This is a genomic window from Alteromonas sp. CyTr2 (assembly GCF_947311905.1).
GTDB lineage: Bacteria > Pseudomonadota > Gammaproteobacteria > Enterobacterales > Alteromonadaceae > Alteromonas > Alteromonas macleodii.
Genome location: NZ_CAMZMZ010000001.1, coordinates 196,064 through 215,759, shown reverse-complemented (window position 1 = coordinate 215,759; position 19,696 = coordinate 196,064). Strand labels below are relative to the sequence as shown.

The following is a 19,696-nucleotide window of genomic DNA, read 5'->3' as shown; positions in this document are numbered from 1 at the left end:
CCGCTGTTTTGTTTGCGATAACAAATATGTGCCCGCATGCCCTAGCCTAGCTCATTGATGCTACCTTACACCTAACGCCCTTTTTTAAAAGTCAGCGAGGTGCAAAGTGATACGCTTAGCCGAAATGGGATAAGCCGTACCAAGCTGCTGCGCAAACAACGAAACCCGTAATTCTTCTATCATCCAGCGCACATCATTAAGAGCTTGAGGTACTTTACCTTTGGGGTATTTGCTGCACGCCTTTTCCCATTCTTTAATCGACTTTTCTACCGTGACCTGATGCATTCTGTCTTTGTTGGGATCAATGGGGAGCTTCTCTAGCCGACGAGCTAAACCTTTAATGTAACGATTCCAATCATCTAATCGGCTCTCGCCAATTTCAGAAACAAAACCAGGAAAAACTAACGATGCCAAGTGGGCTTTACAGTCACCTAAGGCGTTTATCATGGTCAGCGGCACGTTACCTTTCATTTGCTTCTGGCACTGGTGCGCGAGGGTAAGCCCCTGCTCCACTTGTTTGGCAATCTCTAACACACTGTCATTAATGTTTGCACGAGCAATCTCTAAACAGGCCTCAAAATCGGCTTTGCTGCGAATGTCGGTGTTATTGGTTTTGCAGTAATCACTGACAATGGCGTCGATACCCGCAAAAATACAATCATCAATTAGCGCTTTCACTTGTCCAAATGGATTGAAATACAAACCCAGCTTGGCTTTATTAGGTAATTTGCTTTGCAAATAATTAAGGGGCGACGGCATCGCGTTTTTAATCAAGACATTCACGCCTTGCTTATGCAGCACTTGGGCTTTATCCGCTTCTTCAATTAGCGCAATATCTACCTTATCGCCCTTTTGTACCAGAGCCGGGAACGCCTGAACTTCAAACCCACCAACTTTCTGCACAAAGGTTTCTGGCAAGCTTTCGAAATCCCATTGTTCGATGTTATTTCGCTCTAACTCCGGAGTTGCGGCTTTCTCAAAGGTTTGCTTCACCTGCCCTGCACACTGCTGTTTAAGCGCGTGCAGGTCGTCACCTTTGGCAATATCATCACCGTTGTCATTAACTACCGCGAAGTGCATTTTTAAGTGCTTATCAAGCTGTTCTAAATTCCATTCTTCGCTTTCAATAATAACGCCTGTCATTTTGCGTAACTTATCGGTTACAGCTTCAAGCAAAGGCACCGGACGGTTGTTCTTATCTGTTTCACAGATATCTGCAAGGCATGCTTCAGCAAAGTTTGGCGCAGGCACAAAGTTACGACGCAAGCGTTTAGGCAAGGTTTTAATTAAACCCACAATTAGATCGTGTCTTAGCCCCGGCACCAGCCAATCAAAACCTATATTGTCGACTTGGTTAAGCACAGGCAGCGGAATCACCACAGTTACGCCATCGTCTTCAGCGTTAGGTTCGAAGTTATAGCGAAGCGGCAGCGTAATATTGCCTTGGCGCCATACATCAGGAAATGCGTTTGCTACCGACTGCCCAGGCTGCTGACGATATACGTCTTCTTCTTTAAACGTTAAACTGTCGTTGCTTCCGTGTTGCTTAAACCACTTCTTAAACGCCGCGTCGTTATTGGCTTCAACCGGAATGCGCTTGGCGTAAAAGCTTACCAGTTCTTCATCATCGACTATCAAATCGCGACGACGGGTCTTTTGTTCAAACTCGTCAGCCTGCTCAAGCAGCGCCTGATTTTCCTGTAAGAAACTGTAATTGAGCTTAGTATTGCCCTCGACTAACGCTTCGCGGATAAATAGCTCGTGGCAAATTGGCGGGTCGATGAGGCTATAAACCTTCGCACGCTTCATTACTATGGGTAGCCCGAACAAGGTTACTTTTTCAAAGGCAATCACCGCACCGCGCTTTTTAGACCAGTGTGGCTCTGAATAGCTTCTTTGCACAACATGCTCGGCCAAAGGCTCTACCCATGCTGGGTCAATTTTTGCCACCATACGAGCAAATAGCTTAGAGGTTTCTACAAGCTCAGCTGCCATTACCCATTTGGGCTGAGACTTTGATAGCCCTGAACCAGGGAAAATAAGAAAGCGCGAATTACGCGAGCCCATATACTCGCGCTCTTTATCTTTAAAGCCCATGTGAGACAGCAAGCCGCTGGCGATGGCTTGGTGAATAGCCTGATAGTCGGCTTCTTGCTTTGAAATGCCAAAGCCCAGCTCAGCGATAGACTTTTTAAGTTGGCTAACAATGTCCTGCCACTCACGCATACGTAAATAGTTGATGAAATTTTGCTTACACCATTTGCGCAATTGGTTTTGACTCAGTGCGTTTTGCTGCTCTCTAAACGCCACCCACAAGTTGTAAAGACTGATAAAGTCAGAATCTTTATCGTGGTATTCGCTGTGCTTCTCGTCTGCTTGCTGGCGTTTTTCCTGTGGGCGCTCGCGCGGATCCTGAATTGAAAGCCCCGCTGCAATCACCATTACTTCGCTGAGCGCGTTCGTGCGCTCGGCTTCAATCACCATACGTGCATAGCGAGGGTCGATAGGTAAACGTGCTACTTGACGACCTAGCGGAGTAAGCTGCATTTTGCCGCTTTGCTTGGTTTTTCGGTTATCTTTGCCTTTCGCGATAGCTTGAATTTCTTCAAGTAAACGGAAACCGTCGTTGATATTGCGGTTATCAGGCGGCTGAACAAATGGAAACGCAGCGATATCGCCTAACCCTAAAGCAAGCATTTGCAAAATAACCGACGCTAAGTTGGTTCGCAGGATCTCTGGGTCAGTAAATTCTGGGCGGCCTAAATAGTCTTCTTCACTATAAAGACGAATACAAATACCGTCAGACACACGGCCGCATCGCCCTGCCCGCTGATTCGCTGACGCCTGAGATATTGGCTCAATAGGTAAACGCTGCACTTTACTTCTGGCGCTGTAGCGTGAAATACGGGCAAAACCCGGGTCAATTACGTATTTAATGCCAGGCACCGTAAGCGAGGTCTCTGCCACGTTGGTGGCAAGTACAATGCGTCTGCCGCTGTGCGACTGAAATATGCGGTTTTGCTCTGCCGCCGACAACCTCGCATACAGCGGAACAATTTCAGTGTTGCGATAATGCTGTTTGCTCAAGGCATCTTGGGTGTCGCGTATCTCGCGTTCTCCGCTTAAGAACACTAAGATATCGCCCGGTGCTTCACGCATTAGCTCGTCGACTGCGTTTACGATGGCATCGCTTTGATCAATATCGTCATCATTATCTTCTGGCGCGTGGTAGCGAATTTCTACCGGATAGGTACGTCCACTCACTTCGATAATAGGCGCATTATTAAAATGCTTAGAGAATCGCTCTGGGTCGATGGTGGCAGAGGTGATAATGAGTTTTAAATCAGGGCGCTTGTCTAACAGCTGACGCAGATAGCCCAACAAGAAGTCGATATTAAGGCTGCGTTCGTGAGCTTCATCGATGATGATAGTATCGTATTGATTTAAAAAGCGGTCTTGCTGCATTTCAGCTAGCAGCATACCGTCGGTCATAAGCTTAACGTAGCTTCGCTCGCTTACCTGGTCGCTAAAGCGAATTTTAAAACCCACCTTTTCGCCAAGCGGCGTGTTTAGCTCTTCGGCTATACGAGTGGCTACACTTCGCGCCGCTAATCGTCTTGGCTGGGTGTGGGCTATCATGCCGTTTACACCGCGACCTAACTCTAAGCATATCTTAGGTAACTGCGTAGTTTTACCCGACCCAGTCTCACCCGCAACAATCACCACTTGGTTATTCGCAATCGCTTCTTTGATATCTTCTTTTTTATCGCTAACTGGCAGCGGTGGGTATTCAACTTTAGGTAGGTTGTCTTTACGCCAGTTACGCTTTTCTATCGATGCATTGATGTCGCCTTCGAGCTTTTCAAACTGCGCTTTTAAGCTTTCTTCGCTAACCACGCTGTCACGTTTTGAACCTTTTGAATTAGCAGCATTTTTCTCCGCGCCTTTTCCTTCAACACCAGATGTATCATTCCCTTTTTGTGCAAGCTGTGTAATGCGGCGCTTCAAGCGAAATTTATCTGCGCTCAAACAATCATCTAGTTTGTTGTAAAGAGGTTTTATTGCAAGTGTTGAAGACAAAGTGACATCCTAAAGCGTGTTTCTAATCATCAATAAAATTCGGGCGGTGATCCTAGAAGATACCGCCCTAAAAAGCCAGCGTGTTAAGCGTTACGAGAATTTAAGCGCTTTGGGTTAATTCATCGTCTTGGGGCGTTTTAAAACGGGGAAAACCGAACCAAATGGCCGCCACACCAAACACGAAAATCAGCATGGGATACCAGCAGTACGGTGTAATAGCTAACGGTGAAATACCTACTACGGCCGCGGCACTTAAAAGCTGCGCACCGTAAGGGACTAAACCTTGGAAACTGCACGAAAAGATATCCAAAAGTGATGCGGTACGACGAGGGTCAACACCGTATTTTTCATTTAAGTCTTTAGCAATTGGACCTGCGGTAACAATCGCAATAGTGTTGTTCGCCGTTGTAATGTCCAAAAAGCTAACCAAACCAGCAATACTGAACTCAGCGCCTTTCTTTGACGTGACCTTACGAGTTAAGCGCTCGATTAACCAGGTTATACCGCCGTTAGCGTGCATAAGTGCCACAATGCCGCCTATGGTTATGGCGATCATCGCTAAGTCTTGCATCCAGCCCATCCCTTTTTGGATGCTCTGCATCATTGAAAGTGGCGTAAAGCTTCCTTGTAGCAAGCCTACTACGCAGGCACTGGCAATACCCACTGCAAGTACGCTAATGACGTTAAACCCTGTTAGCGCAAAAGCGATAATGCACAAGTACGGTACTATGCGCCAAAAATCGTAGCTGCCACCTTCAACAATACCAGAAGTATCAACATCCACCATAAGCAGCAACGCCATGGTGACAATGCACGCCGGCACAGCAACCATTAAGTTTGCCTTGAACTTGTCTTTTAGCTGAACGCCTTGGGTACGAGTTGCGGCAATGGTGGTGTCTGAAACAAACGAGAGGTTATCACCGAACATTGCGCCCCCCACCACAATACCCAGCGCCATTTCTACCGGCAGCCCTAAACTTGTGGCAAGACCTGCACCTATGGGCGAGAGCGCGGTAATGGTGCCCATGGACGTGCCCATTGAAAATGATATGAAACAGCAAATCAAAAACAGGCCTGGCAATATAAGTGAAGAAGGCACAAATTGAAGTGCCAAATTGACCGTGGCATCCCGAGCGCCAATATCAATAGTCACCGCATAAAACGCACCGGCTAACAGGAAAATAAGCACCAAAAGAATAATGTTTTTATCGCCACCGCCTTTGCAAAACGTTTGTACTTTTTCAGAGAAGCTGACCTTTTTCCCTTTCGGGTTTAAACATAGCCCATAGCCAGCGCTGATAAAAAACGCAACCACAATAGGCATCGCAGTGATGTCGTTTGTAGTAATGCCGGTTACCACAACAAGGATCACAAAAAGCAAAATAGGCGTTAAACCTAGCGGGTTAGGTGCAATAGAATTTGGTGCAATGTCTTTATTTTCGTGCACAGAAAACTCTCTTTTTGGGTTTTATTGCCTGCTAGCAACAGTTTAAAGGCTACGCGGAAAAGCCACCTGCCGGTTGCGAATGCGTAAGAAAAAGCTTCAACGAAACCATATTTTGACGGTCTTGAACGGTGAAAAGCTAAAGCTGCAAAGGATAAAAGGTTTTTAAAGCATTGAAAAGAAATTTACTTTCCAATAATTAACTCATCTGCACGGTTCCAGACGCTACGATTGGATTTCGAGTTATTAAAGGAGTGACGCTACAACCATTTAGCCGTAGAACGCGACTGCCGCCCAGCTATTTTTAATAGCAGTGTTGCATAAATGTTTGGCATAAGTGTGTGGCATAGCTCTGTTACGTAGAAATATGGACAGGCGCTATCAGTCATTTACGTTAAATTCTAAGCTCGCTAGGGGTTTTACCTGTAAGCCGTTTTACCGTTCGTCGAAAGTTAGGTAAATCGTTAATGCCCATTGCATTGGCCGCCGTCTCGTTACTCACTTTGTGCACCGAAAGAAGTAAAAGTACATGATTGCGCTGTACTTCCTCGCAGAGCGCGCGATAGCTAGTGCCGTACTCTTTTAGTTTCCGCTTTAGCGTAGCCACACTGACGTTTAAGGTTTCCGCTAATTCAGGTAGTCCGATATTTGCTGCCTGTGTGTTGGAGGATGCATAAACATAACGCCTCACAAAATCAGGCAAAGACAAGCGATTTTGCAATTCAATAGAAGCCCCTTCTTTTGTTTGCGTTGCGCTGTTACTAACGACACCTTCCAGAGAAACATGTGATTCAGCAGAACAATCCGACTGAGCTATTAGCTCCAAAGGTTGGCGTAATACGTCTTTCTCAATGCAAATACTGTTAAAAGCGCGATTAAACGATAACTTAAGCCCAAGGTGGGTTTCGTAATCAGCAATATTTCTTGGTCGACTCTCGGCAAAAGAGAAAGATAAAGGAATTCGCTTATTCGCTATACTTTTCATAAGTGCAACAACGCTTGCGAATGCCACTTCAATGGAGAACTGAAGCTGTTTGCTGCTTACCCCTGTAAACTGAGGCACTAACATTATTTGGTCCGCGTTCTCAAAACGCTGAAACTGACAGAGCGGTAGGCTACACCACCGGTATGTGTGGCGTTGAGTCAGCTGTAAAAGTAGCTGCTCTACATTTTCACATGCATTGAGCGCATTAAGTGGACTAGATGGCCACTGCGAGGCGAAAGCCCCTCCCAGCAAAAAACTGACGTCGCCGCCTCTCGCTTGACTTTGAACGTTCACTAACAGCGATGAGTATTGCTTTGTGCTTAGTAGTGAATAGTGTTGCAACGCGTCTTCAAAAATTCCTGTACCGCGCAAGAGCTTATTTTTATTCGCGCCACGAGAGAGCGCCACATTAAGTGCTGCCCTCACTAACCAATACCCAACTATTACTTTATCTTGGCTAGACATCACTACATCAGCACTACCAGCACTATCGATGACACCCATGCCAAGCGCTTTAGCATCATCTTTTAGAGAGACACCCACTCCAGAAAGACGAGTTGAATGACAGTACTCAGCACCCGCAATTGCTGCTTCGTCCTCAGAGTCTCGTAGTGCGTTTAGTCTTGGTAACATTAAATCCATAAGTTACTCGCTGCAGGCATCTTCATTCATCTTCACCGGTTACCCCTACCAATTACTATCGCCAAATACACTGACCAAACCGGCCTAATTACGCTGCGCTACCATGGGCACGCTCAAGTTCAAAGAGCATGGTGTTAAGCACTGTCGCAAGGCGTTGGTTAGGTAACAAAGTCACTTGAGTACTGCGAGCGGTGGTGTAAATAGCGTTTGCATTTTGACTGTGTCTAAACGCAAGGTGCTGAATGCTCACTTTGATATCGTTGAGGATAACGTCGGCCTGCATGGGCGAGACGTCTGGCATCAAAATAGCAAACCTATCACCGGCATAGCGGCACGCTAAATCTTGCTGACGCAAATTCATAATCACCAATTGCGCAATATCGTGCAGATACCTATCGCCTTCTGTATACCCATGTTTTTGGTTGAACAAAGAGAAGTTATTGATATCGATAATGGCGATGACAGCTGACTTGCCAGACTGCTGTAATTTATTAATTTGTGTTTTCCAATATTCTGCGCGGTAAAGCTGAGTGATGGGATCGATAGCATCGTGATCGCGAAAGTCCCATTCTCTGCGTCGTAATTGCAAGTTTAACGCGCGCTGCTCTAGGTGCCACTGATACAGTGCCGCGGTCATTACTACCATACCCACAGCCGCAGGATAAGACTCAATCATGCTTAGCCAATAAGCCTCTTTGGGATAATGAAAAAACTCATCCAAGAAATCTAAACTGACTGAAAATAGAAAGAAGCCGAGTCCTACCGTGAGAAGGCTCGTTACTTTACCTGGAGGACGGCTGGCAAGCGCAGCTAGCATCCACGCCAAAGTTAAAAAAGCAATGCTTCCCTCTCCCACAATATCGAGGCCTGATATCACGGTGCTTTCTTTTGCATTGCCAAACATAAAAGCTAAACAAACCGCTAACGCCACTACGCAAAATGTAAATGCTAGCCAAAGCTTGTGATGCCTAAATTGTGTTGAATTTGTAAAGGTAAACATAGTGCTCTCTTTGGAAATCTCTTGAATTGGATACATCACGCGTTAGTCCGGCCACCGCCAGCGCTCATAACAAAACGAGAGTCTTGCCCAAATCTGATGAAACTGTCGAGGGTCAGTTTGGCTCAGCAATGTGACATCTTGATGGCAGCGAACTTTAGGAGCATAAAAAAAGACACATAAACCAAACAAAATCAGTAATTTAAGCAAGGGTCAATTTAGCTCAGCCAATTGCAAATAGGCGACAATTACCGATTGTGTACCGCTTGTTCCATCAAATCGTCATATAACTGTCATGCAGGATTCTTAGGGTACTCATTCACTTACTTAGCACTTATTCAAAACGCCTTTTTACTGCTTAATTAATTGGAAAATAAATGAAAATTAAAACCGCGTACTCTTCTCTAACACTTGCCTGCATAGCGGCAATGGGCCTTAGCGTCGCTATACCTGCTTCAGCTGCTGATGGCGTAATTATCGGTTCAGTAAAAGACACCGCACAGACGCGCAGCTATACCGGTGCTCAAATTAAGCTTAAAGAATTAGGACTGGTTACTGAAGCTGGCACAGACGGTACATTTCGGTTTCCCTCTATTCCAGAGGGTACTTACACGCTAGAAATTTCTTATCTTGGTGAGGAAACGGTTACGCAAGCGATAAAAGTGACGGACAACGGCATTGCGCGCGCAGCCGTGGAGTTTGGCAGCGGCGATACCATCGATGAGATCTTGGTACGTGGTCAACGAAGCGGTCAGGCAAGTGCCATAAACCAGCAGCGAACGTCAGATCGTATTTCGTCTATTGTATCCGCAGATGCCATTGGACAATTTCCAGACCAAAATGCTGCTGAGTCGTTACAGCGTTTACCTGGCTTGTCGATTGAGCGAGATCAGGGTGAAGGTCGTTTCGTCGGCATACGCGGTATCGACCCCAACTTGAATAACGTAACCATTAACGGCTTGAATATTCCCTCGCCTGAATCAGGCGTACGTTCAGTAGCCCTTGACGTTATTCCCTCTGAACTCATCCAAACGTTGGAGGTATCTAAATCGGTAACGCCCGACATGGACGGAGACGCCATTGGTGGTTCAGTCGCGGTGAAAAGCGTGAGTGCGTTTGATAAGGCTCGTGATACCGCGAGCATTACCGTGCAAGCCAGTCAAAATGATTTACGCGATGAAACCAGTCCAAAGCTTTCTGGTACGTTTACCAAGAAGCTTTCCCCTGAATGGGGGGTGGCTGGCGCCATTTCCTACTTTGACCGAGATTTTGGTTCAGACAATGTTGAAAGTAACGGTGACGATGAGCTTGAGCAACGTCACTACACGATCACTCGCGAACGTTTGGGGAGTGCGTTAAATATAGATTTTCGTCCTGACTTCAACAACCAATACTTTCTTCGCACACTTTACAGTGAGTTTTCTGACGACGAATACCGTCAAGGTAATATATTCACGTTCGATGGCGAAGACTCAGAAATAGAAAGAGAAAGTAAAGACCGCTTTGAAAGCCAGAGTATTTTTACTGTGGCGCTTGGTGGTGAACACCAATTAGATACCTGGAAAGCAAACTGGCAGCTCGGTTATGCAAAGTCTGATGAAGACGAGCCAGATGCACTGTATTACGTATTCAAAACCGAAAATGACAGTATCGACGCAGACTTAAATACTATGCGTCCAACCGTGTCACAAAACGCTGATGCCATGGACTTATCAACCTATGAAGTCGATGAGATCAGCTTTGAAGATAACTACACGAAAGATACCGAAACCAGTATTAAATTCGACGCCGCCCGCCCCATCAACCTTGGTGGTTATATCGGTGAGTTAAAAATTGGCTCGAAATACCGAAGCCGAGAAAAAGACCGCGACAGCAGCATCGCTATTTTTGATGGAGAATTCGACGACCTAGACGCTTCGCAATTCGGAGCTGCCAGTCCAGACTACTCTCTTGATGACTTTGGGCCTGGGCTTAATCGAAGTGAAATGCGTAGCTACTTTAACGAAAACCGCGAGAGCTTGGAATTAGACAGCCTAAATTCTGAAGTAGAGTCTCGTGGCGCGACCTATGTGAATGAAGAGGATATTTTTGCCGCTTATATCATGGGCAGCGTAGATATAAATAAACTTCATTTGGTAGCAGGTGTACGCTATGAACGTACTGACTTTTCTACATCGGGTATGCGAGTAGAGCTTGTAGAAAACGAAGAAACCGACGTGGAAGAAGTGGTAAATACGCCATGGGAAGCAGAGCGCGACTACGATCATTGGTTACCCAGTGTAAATGCCAGATACACTGTTTCAGATAAACTTCAGCTTCGCGCTGCCTACACCCAAACTATTTCAAGACCAAAGTTTGAAGATGTAGCGGCATTTCAAATCATCGAGAGTAAAACGGAAGAAAATGATGGCGTCTTTGTTACTGAACGAGAGGCGGAAGTTGGCAACCCTGACCTTCAACCTTACGAAGCACAAAACGTTGATTTGTCGATTGAGTACTACCCGGGTGACATTGGTGTAATTTCAGCGGGGCTGTTCTACAAAAATATCGACAATTTTGTTGTGTACGCTGATGTTGCAGGCACTACTGGTTGGGAAGGCTTTGAAGAAGTCATACAGCCGATAAACGGCGACTCTGCCGATTTAACTGGCTTAGAACTCTCTTGGGTGAAAGCCTTCAACAATGGCTTTATTATTTCCGCCAATGCTACTTTTACCGATTCTGAAGCGACTACCTTCTTAGATGGCGAAAAATTTGAAACCCAGTTACCAAATCAATCAGACCGCATTGGCAATATCACCATTGGGTACGAAGCGAATGACTTCAGTGTACGTCTAGCCACCACCTATAAAAGCGACAATTTCGAAGAGATTGATGGTGACATGCTCAGATTTGAAGACGACCACGTACAGGTTGATTTCATGGCGCGCTACTACATCAACGACAGCATGCAGGTGTATTTCAACGGCATCAACTTAGGTGACGAACCTTTCTACAACTATTTCGATACGCGCAACCAAAACGCGCAGTATGAAGAATACGGCCGCACGTTCGAACTTGGCTTTACTTGGCAGCTTAACTAGGCAGGTATATCGAAAGTTAATTATCGGGTTTGAAGGCCGTAGGTAATTTGGCCTTCAAACCTGCTCTTAATAATCTGTAAGCCATGTTTTAGTCGATGCGCCATGCATGGTTTGATCTCAGTAAGTTTCAGGACAATAACAACAATGACCAATCAGCGTCACACCAAAACAGTTTTTAAAACCACATTTACCACAGCGGCACTTTCAAGCGCACTTTTGACGTTGTTCAGTTGCGCAGCCTCTCACGATACCAATACCAGCGCAGATACCCATGCAAATATCAAGTTAGCGCACAGCGAAAGCCAGCTAGTAAAAGCAGAAAGCCAAGACATCGCATTACCGCTAACAAAGCTAAAAAATGGTCTAAGCCTGACTCTGCACTACCAAACGCACGCGGACCATTCCAACACCAAAAGCGCTTACAAAGACGCTTACAAAGACACCCATGCTAACAACACTAGCAAGGACGCTCGCGCCAACAACAAACATAAAGTTTACGATGACACCCACGCTATCAACATTAACGTTAACGAACATAAGGGTATTTCACTAAGTAACTCTGAAGGAAAAAAGCACTTCATTGCGGGACATTACACCTTAGCACGTGCCGAAGTTGTGGAGTCTAATTCAAAACAATGGGTGTCTTTAGTAGTGTTCAATAACAACACCCAGTACATAGAGGTGTATCGCATTAACGCCGCGTCTCTTGAGATTGATCAACCGCAAACTCAATTGACCAAAGGTTCTGAAGCCATTTGTGCTACAACATCAAGCGCTGGCGAACTGCAAATTGTTAATATCGATGCGACCGGCACGCTGAATCAGTATGAATTTTACAACGGGCGCTTTTTATCGCTTAGAGACTTTGCGATAGGTCCAGGCATTAAAAGTTGCGCGATAAATGCCAACACCGAAACGCTATACCTTGCTGACGAATTTGCCGGTGTGTGGCAATTAGATACCGATATTGAAAGTGAGCTAGCAAAAACCCTTATTTTTCACGATCAAGATGTTGCCATTGAAGGTGTAGCCACCCTATCTTCAACGACGGTAGATGGCGTGGATATCGCTGCCTGGGTGAGCCCGGATGCCAGCGGGGTATGGCTTAAAGCGCCATGTCTTACGAAATTTGTCTCGCTAATGAATACGGCGAACGAAAGTAACTCAGCAGCTCGCCAGTTAAAAGCAAACAACAGGTCTACTTCTATTCAGCCTGAATTCGTTCACCTGTCGTTAAGTGAAGAAGGCACACACATTTCTCTTGTTGTTGATGATGATGAATCAGGCGACGTGTTTTCTGCCGAACTTCCCTCAAAACTAAGCGCAGCTTTACTTCATCGACAATGCGGCACCGATTTTAAAGCTACCTCGCCAAAAGAAAATCACATGGAGAAGGCATATACAAATAACAGCGCATCCCAACATGCAAACCTAACTATCAAGGTTAAACCCGATGTTGAAACTGACCCTGTGGAAAATCATGGCGACGCTGCTGACGACCCTGCCATATGGGTCAACTCGCACAGCGCTTCACAAAGCCGCATAATCGGCACCGACAAAAAAGGCGCATTAAATAGCTATGACTTAGCCGGCAAGCTAGTGCAAAGCCTTCCTGTTGGCAGAGTGAATAACGTTGATGTGGGATACAAGGTATCTGTGGCAGAAACTAATGCACAGCAAAGCGATACGCCACTTATCGATATCGCAGTGGCATCAAACCGGTCGAATAACAGTTTGTCTGTATTTGAAATAGATAAACGCGGTCATATGACTCAGCTTGGCCACATAAGCACTACACTCAATGATATATACGGCATGTGTCTGTTTGTGTCAGGCGGAATAGCTCATGTATTTGCTAACGACACCAGTGGCCGCTTCGAGCGATATAGCGTGTCTATCGCTCCAGACAAATCTGTTGATGGACATTTAACACAGTCCTTTTCACTGCCCTCACAGCCAGAAGGATGTGTTGTGGATACTAAAACGAGCACGGCATACTTAGGTGAGGAAGGTGCTGGTATCTGGGCTCTAGATTTAACAACATACAGCAATCAGCCCCGGTTCATCGCAAAGATAGAAGCCCCGGTAGAAGCTGATATTGAAGGGCTGGCTCTGTTTGATGTAGATTCACAAACTTACCTAATCGCATCGAGTCAGGGTAATAACAGCTATGCTATCTATCACGTACACACTGAGAACCCTGAAGTCTTGGAGCTGATGGGGCTTGTTCAAATTACGGCAGATAAAGCCACGCAAATTGACGGCGTGTCGGAAACAGATGGGCTTGATGTAGCCAACGCTAACTTGGGAGGAAGGTTCACCGAAGGGCTTTGGGTAGTACAAGATGGAAGAAACGTCATGCCTAGCGAGACCCAAAACTTTAAGCTAGTTGCTGGTGCCTCACTTAAAGATGCGATCAGAAAATTAGCGAACGCCAAGCGTGAACGCCACTCAGACATGTAACGAATAATTCGAAAAGTAAATAAAAAGGAGGCGTTAAGCAAGTTAACGCCTCCTCTCCGGTATATGAAAAATACATAGCGCCGCACTAGCTTCTAGCCCTTCTAACCCAGCGCCGCATCTTCATTCATTACGCTACCTGCAGCACTAAATTCTACCAAGCTAAATTACAGTGCGTTAGCCTAGCCCGCGCGCTGGTATCCATCATTTAATTGAACATCAATAGCCCGTAGCACTGCCGTTCGATTAATTGAGCCTAACAGTACCCCGTCATCATCAACAATGGGGTAAACTCTCGGCTTTTCCTTTAACAGCAACTGCGCTAACTCTATTACCGACATATAAGGTTTGATAGAAATCACAGGGGTTTTCATGATTTCCCCTACTCTACAAATTTGTTCGCGATAGTAGCTTGACGCAATCATTTGAGCGATACAGTCTTGCTCAGACAAAAAGCCCACCACTCTGCCTTTGCTATCGAGTACCGGACCACCACTCTGCCCACTGGCTAATAACACTTCGACAGCCTGCGCAACGGGCATATCGACATTAAGCTTCACTGGGTGAGTATTCATATAATCACTGACTTGCAACGATTCCATTTTCAATTCTCCAGCCGTGGCGCCTAATGTGACCGATACTGCGACTTAATTGGCGTTACGGCACTTCAATTATTTTTAACCACATGTGAAAGCAATTTTCCCCCACACTTTAAGATTAGACTTTTCGTTGCATACAAGCCAGCACATTTAACATTAAAATAACAAATAGTTTTTCAGTGATCAGTCCTTGTAAATTGCCACTTTAACTTTACCATTTATGTCAACACTAGCGCGGTACATCCCCGCAGAATTGAAAGGCATAGCGACGTTACCTTTAGCGTCAATAGCAATCACACCGCCATCGCCACCGGCGTTTACAAGTACGTCGTTAACTACAGTGTTCGCAGCGTCATTTAACGTTAAACCCTGGTACTTCATTCGCGCACAAATATCTGCTGCCACGTTGTATCGAATAAAATATTCACCATGTCCTGTGGCCGATACCGCGCAGCTTTCATTGTCAGCATAGGTACCCGCTCCAATAACAGGCGAGTCTCCAATACGTCCATACCGTTTAGCCGTCATTCCGCCAGTGGATGTTCCCGCGACAATGTTGCCTCCTTGATCCAATACTACGGCTCCAACAGTGCCAAAGCGCTCATTGCCTTGCTGCGAACCGTAACCACTCGATACCTGCTGCATACGTGCTTTCGCTTTATCTAAAGCTTGCTTGCGAAACTCGGTATCAAAAACGGTGTTGTCTACCTGTTCAAGGCCGTTTTCTTTTGCGTAATCTTCAGCGCCTCTCCCTGAAAGCATAACGTGTGGAGATTCATTCATTACCAATAACGCAGCCTCTATTGGGCTTCTTATTGTTTTCACCCCCGCAACAGCACCTGCATTTTTACTGCCGCCGTGCATTATCGACGCATCAAGCTCGTGCTCACCGTCGAAGGTATATACCGCACCGATGCCAGCATTAAATAACGGCGAGCTTTCAAGAATTTTGATGGTTTCTACTACCGCCACTTCACCTTTTTCGCCTTTCTGCAACAAGGCGTAGCCATGCTGCACCGCTTGGGTTAATACGCTTTTATAGTCCGCTTCTTTTTCTGGCGTCATCGATGATTTTTAAATGGTTCCTGCTCCGCCATGAATAGCGATAGCTACGGGTGTTTTTCCTAATTGTTTGGAATCATCCGCTAATGCGGGAACACTCGTAATGGCAAACGTTGCAGCAAGCGCGCCTATTGCATACAGTGCATGTCGAACTTTATTCGGCTGGCGAAAAATACGAGATGGGTTCAAAAGCTTTACTCCTAATAGCTACTTTTTACGTGCGCGCATAATCTGGGAGATGGTTTGAGTACAGATTTCTAGAATCAATTCAACGCGCTCTGTTGATGCGATTTTTACGCGACCTTAGACGTAAGATGACACAATTAGCTTAGGTAGGCTAGGCTACCTCAAGGATCTCTAAGAAAGTATTAAGATCATCGGTGATGGAAGGGAGTAGCGCTTCAGCGTCTTCCCACTTTTTCGCCTTTGACAATTCCCATAAGCTCTCAAAGTCTCGTTGTAACTGTACGGCACCAATATCTGCAGACATACCTTTGAGCTTCAATGAAAGCACCTGAACCTTTTCGAAGTCTCGACTATCAATAGCCTGCTGCAGTAATTTAAGCTTGTCAGGCGCGCTTCTGGAATACAGGTCGCAGACACGGGAAAATAGCGCTTTATCGCCCATTATCCGAGCAATGGCATCGTCTTTTTCCCAACATCCATCAAGCCCCTCTGAATTGTTTTCATAAGCTTGAGTTTGATTGACGTTATCAATTTCAGCCTCCTTCTCCGAGCCCTCGCGAGCGGCGATATCATTAGCTATTTTCGCGTTTTTTAACGTGGGGGCTATTTCTACTTCAGACTCTTTACTTGACTGAGCCTCTGTTCTTGAATGCGATAGCGTGTCGCAGTCCATTTCTTTTGAGATGGCACTCAACAAACTGTCAACCAGTGGAGGTTCGCTGGCAGTAATTCCGGTACCTGACCTCGTATCAGTATCGTTAAGCTCTGCACTTGCTAATGCCGTTATTTGATGCACTATCCATTGTTTCACTTTAGGAATAAGTACATCGGCCATGACAGGCTTTGTCGCAAAGTCGTCCATACCTGCCTCTAAACATTTCTCTTTTTCGCCGAGCATGGCATTGGCTGTCATGGCAATTATAGGTACATCTTTGTGCATCGCTCCTGCCTTACCTTCTCGTATGGCTCGGGTAGCGTCATAACCATTCATATTAGGCATCTGGCAATCCATCAATATGCTGTGAATTCTGCGGCCTTTGCTTTCACATTTCGTCAAGAACGCCACGACTTCCTCACCATCGCTGCAGGTAAACAATTTAACAGGTAAACTTTCCAGCACTCCCTTCGCCACCTCGCGATTGATCATATTGTCATCAACTATCAATAAGTTGGCATTCTCAATAGACAATTGCTGCTCAGTATCGTCTGCTGCCCCTTCATCGTTTGAGATGTCCTCAGCTTTCCCTTTACCTGATGAGATATCTGACTGGTTTAATGTATATCCCGACAGCGCAGCGTCTAACCCTTGTTGGACAATTGCAAAACTCGACCTGAATAATGGCTTTGGCAAGTAAAGCGGCACAAGGTGATTAAAGTGGAAAGGTGTCCCTTCTAGTTTTTGAAGAATATAAACCACAGGTAACGTACCAGCGTCTTTAGTTGCAGCTTGTGCCTGCCATATATCATCTAGCTCACGAATGAGTGAACTGGCCTCGTCCACAATAATGGCATTTAATTGCGTCCAAGGTACTGTTCCTAACTCAGAATGCTTACCTAATACTTGCGGCTCTGCACCGACGTGTAAGGCTAAACAACAGATGTTTTCCTCTAAAGGTGGATAACTTGCAGAAACACCAATTGTGATCCCATTAAGCAGCATACTTTCGTTTTCCACCGCCATTTTATGCTCGAACGCGCTGTCGTACGTTGTTTCAGGAAGCGTAACGAAAAATGAGAAGGTGCTGCCTATGTCAACTTCAGAATTGAACGTAATGTCTCCTCCCATAAGCTGGCTCAATTGCTTGCAGATAGACAAGCCAAGTCCGGTACCTCCGTATTGGGTAGCAACAGATGCATCAGCCTGCGTAAACGCGGTAAACAGTTTGGGCTGATTTTCTTGTGCTATCCCTACGCACGTGTCACATACGCTGAAATGAAGCTGTTGTGTCCCCGCATCTACATCACTTAACGATGCTTGTAGCTTTATATGCCCTTCTTCAGTGAATTTAATAGCATTGTTCAATAAATTACTAAGAATTTGGTTGATTCTGTGTGGATCTGAGTTTATTTCCACCGGGGGAAGACCTGTTGTATCAACAAGAAGCTGTAGTCCTTTAGAAGCTGCCTTAACGGCAAAGACCTTGGCGATAGACTCGATAAGTGCAAGCGGATCAAAATATTGATTATTAATATCAAGATTGCCCGCTTCAATTTTAGACAAGTCGAGAACGTCGTTAATCAGCACACTGAGATTGTTGCAGCTAATTTCCATCATGGAAACAAGCTGTTCAGCTTTTTCATTAAGGGGCTGACGCTTAAGTAGCGCCAAGGAGCCAACTACCCCGTTTAACGGTGTTCTCATTTCATGGCTAATATTGGAAATAAAAGAGCTTTTCACTTTGCTCGCTTTTCGCGCCTCTTGCGTCGCTTCAACAAGTTCTTTCGTCCTGCTTACCACTTTTTCTTCAAGCTTCAGGTTTACCCTTTCTATCGCGTCTTTTGCCTTTCGTTCGTCAGTCACATCTCTAATTACAACAGCAACACCTGAAAACTGTGATTGTTCACCCCAAATGGTAGATGCGGTTATAAGTAGCGTGTGCTCTTCTTTTTCGTCATCGGTGTAAGGGGTTGTAAAGGTACTTTGCTTTCCGCCTTTGGTGAGAACCGATTCAAGCCCTAATAGAGAAAGCTGCTCAAATGACGAATAGTGATGATTTAAAATAAGCTGGCTTGGGATCCCAAAAAGTGACTCGGCTGCCATATTCCAACTTTTCACCACGCCAGCAGAATCTACGCTAAAAATCGCATCTTTAGATATAGCGATAATAGCAACGGACTCACCGCGCACCTTAGCCAGCTCAATGTTTTTACTGTTACTTCGGTGTACGAAGAGTAAAACGCTTACAAAAATTAGCGTAACTACCCCAATTACACTGTAAACGCTAATCCTCTTCTCATTGATAAGGGCTGCCACTTCTGACTGAGACAATGCCGTATGAAGAAAAAACGGGGCGGTTTGCTGATTTCCATTTATCGTAAAAGCACGAGTGACCGTATACAAAGATGAGTTTGTCTGTGCGGTCTGTTTAATTTTAGCCCTGCCTATTTTCGAAGGGCTTTCGAACTCGCTCGCCCAATTCACCATAGGATTTAAATCTCTGGAGAAGGACTTATCACTGTCTGGATGACTGACAAAAAAGCCTTCACTGTCGGTAACAAATAGCAATTGATTGCCGACAAGCGTTTGTTCCATTTGCGACAGTAGAAACTGGGCGTTTACATTCATGATTATAAAACCATAACGCTCACCAGAGCTGCTGAAGATTGGAAGAGAAAGGCGAATAACGCTTTTATAAGGAAACTCGAGCTTCCCATATTCACGATTCAAATTGATATCTGAAATATAAAACTCGCCCTTATTGCGCTTAACACTCTCTATGAAGTAACTTCTCGCTGCTTTAGGTTGTAAATCGTTGTCCTTAACTACTAAAACACTTCCCCCGTTTCTTTCCACCCGAATAAACTCACTTCCATCCTCATTGGCTTGAATGATCCTTAATTGATCCACTTCTTCGTTATTTTCGATAAAAGCAACGAAAATCGTTTCTAGTCGCTGCTTCCACTGTTCCAACGTCGTACCGTCTTTGGGGTCTTGATTTTCATTTTCAGTCGCGCGGACGATGCCGCTTATAGGTGGTGTCTGATGTAGAAAGTTAAGCGCATTGATATACTTTCTCACCTGAGAGTTTGCAGCATTTTCAGCACTGGCGGCACTCTCTTCTAATGCCGTGAAAGTTTGAGATTCAGCCGTCGCTTTGATATTACTTTCGAACAAACCAACAACAAGTACAACAAGCACTGTTGCAAGTACTAACGCTAAGCCTAAAGTACTCTTAGCTTCACTGATGGATGAACTGGATTTAAGGAACGACAAACAGGCAATATCCGTATAAATTTTGATAACTTAAAGCTAGTCATCATTTTGTTAGTGCGCAAGTTTCGCGTGATACATCAAAACGCAAAATACTCAAAAAAAGACAATGATTAACGCGTTTTTCTAAGTCTTGCCGATGGCGAACAAGTAAATCACTGTTCATATTAACGCCAGCATTTGGTATTCAATTTCTCGCGGTGTACACTGCCATCAATATTTCTCTA

At 45.3% G+C, this 19,696-nt stretch carries 8 protein-coding genes and 1 pseudogene; 2 read left to right on the top strand and 7 right to left on the bottom strand.

The window, feature by feature from the left end; genetic code table 11:
- Positions 1–84: 84 nt before the first annotated feature.
- From hrpA to QME20_RS00885, 4 genes are all read right to left on the bottom strand, one after another.
- Complete coding sequence (gene hrpA / locus QME20_RS00900) at positions 85–4,080, bottom strand: ATP-dependent RNA helicase HrpA (RefSeq protein WP_281715263.1); 3,996 nt, start codon at positions 4,078–4,080, stop codon at positions 85–87.
- A gap of 100 nt (positions 4,081–4,180) precedes the next feature.
- Positions 4,181–5,527: a Na+/H+ antiporter NhaC family protein gene (locus tag QME20_RS00895; RefSeq protein WP_281715262.1), complete on the bottom strand. Its 1,347-nt coding sequence runs from the start codon at positions 5,525–5,527 to the stop codon at positions 4,181–4,183.
- A gap of 391 nt (positions 5,528–5,918) precedes the next feature.
- Positions 5,919–7,151: a helix-turn-helix domain-containing protein gene (locus QME20_RS00890; RefSeq protein WP_281715261.1), complete on the bottom strand. Its 1,233-nt coding sequence runs from the start codon at positions 7,149–7,151 to the stop codon at positions 5,919–5,921.
- Positions 7,152–7,239: 88 nt separating this feature from the next.
- Positions 7,240–8,151, bottom strand: coding sequence for a diguanylate cyclase (locus QME20_RS00885; protein ID WP_281715260.1), 912 nt, complete (start codon positions 8,149–8,151; stop codon positions 7,240–7,242).
- Between the two features lie 374 nt (positions 8,152–8,525).
- Between QME20_RS00885 and QME20_RS00880 the strand changes: the two genes are divergently transcribed.
- The gene (locus QME20_RS00880; protein WP_281715259.1) at positions 8,526–11,231 is read left to right on the top strand and encodes a TonB-dependent receptor; all 2,706 of its coding nucleotides are present in this window, start codon (positions 8,526–8,528) and stop codon (positions 11,229–11,231) included.
- A 144-nt stretch (positions 11,232–11,375) separates the two neighbouring features.
- The gene (locus tag QME20_RS00875; RefSeq protein ID WP_281715258.1) at positions 11,376–13,694 is read left to right on the top strand and encodes a phytase; all 2,319 of its coding nucleotides are present in this window, start codon (positions 11,376–11,378) and stop codon (positions 13,692–13,694) included.
- A 179-nt stretch (positions 13,695–13,873) separates the two neighbouring features.
- Here QME20_RS00875 and QME20_RS00870 read toward each other — a convergent pair whose 3' ends face one another.
- The 3 genes and pseudogenes from QME20_RS00870 to QME20_RS00860 form a co-directional block, all read right to left on the bottom strand.
- Positions 13,874–14,293 (bottom strand): CBS domain-containing protein, encoded by a 420-nt coding sequence (locus QME20_RS00870; RefSeq protein WP_014949170.1) that lies wholly within the window; start codon positions 14,291–14,293, stop codon positions 13,874–13,876.
- A 180-nt stretch (positions 14,294–14,473) separates the two neighbouring features.
- Positions 14,474–15,493: pseudogene (locus tag QME20_RS00865) on the bottom strand (isoaspartyl peptidase/L-asparaginase).
- Positions 15,494–15,689: 196 nt separating this feature from the next.
- Complete coding sequence (locus QME20_RS00860; protein WP_281715257.1) at positions 15,690–19,472, bottom strand: ATP-binding protein; 3,783 nt, start codon at positions 19,470–19,472, stop codon at positions 15,690–15,692.
- Positions 19,473–19,696: the final 224 nt, after the last annotated feature.

Excerpts from the sequence above, each read along its gene's own strand:
- QME20_RS00890 (WP_281715261.1), bottom strand. The coding sequence starts at position 7,151 with ATGGATTTAATGTTACCAAGACTAAACGCACTACGAGACTCTGAGGAC.
- QME20_RS00885 (WP_281715260.1), bottom strand. The coding sequence starts at position 8,151 with ATGTTTACCTTTACAAATTCAACACAATTTAGGCATCACAAGCTTTGG.
- QME20_RS00880 (WP_281715259.1), top strand. The coding sequence starts at position 8,526 with ATGAAAATTAAAACCGCGTACTCTTCTCTAACACTTGCCTGCATAGCG.
- QME20_RS00875 (WP_281715258.1), top strand. The coding sequence starts at position 11,376 with ATGACCAATCAGCGTCACACCAAAACAGTTTTTAAAACCACATTTACC.
- QME20_RS00870 (WP_014949170.1), bottom strand. The coding sequence starts at position 14,293 with ATGGAATCGTTGCAAGTCAGTGATTATATGAATACTCACCCAGTGAAG.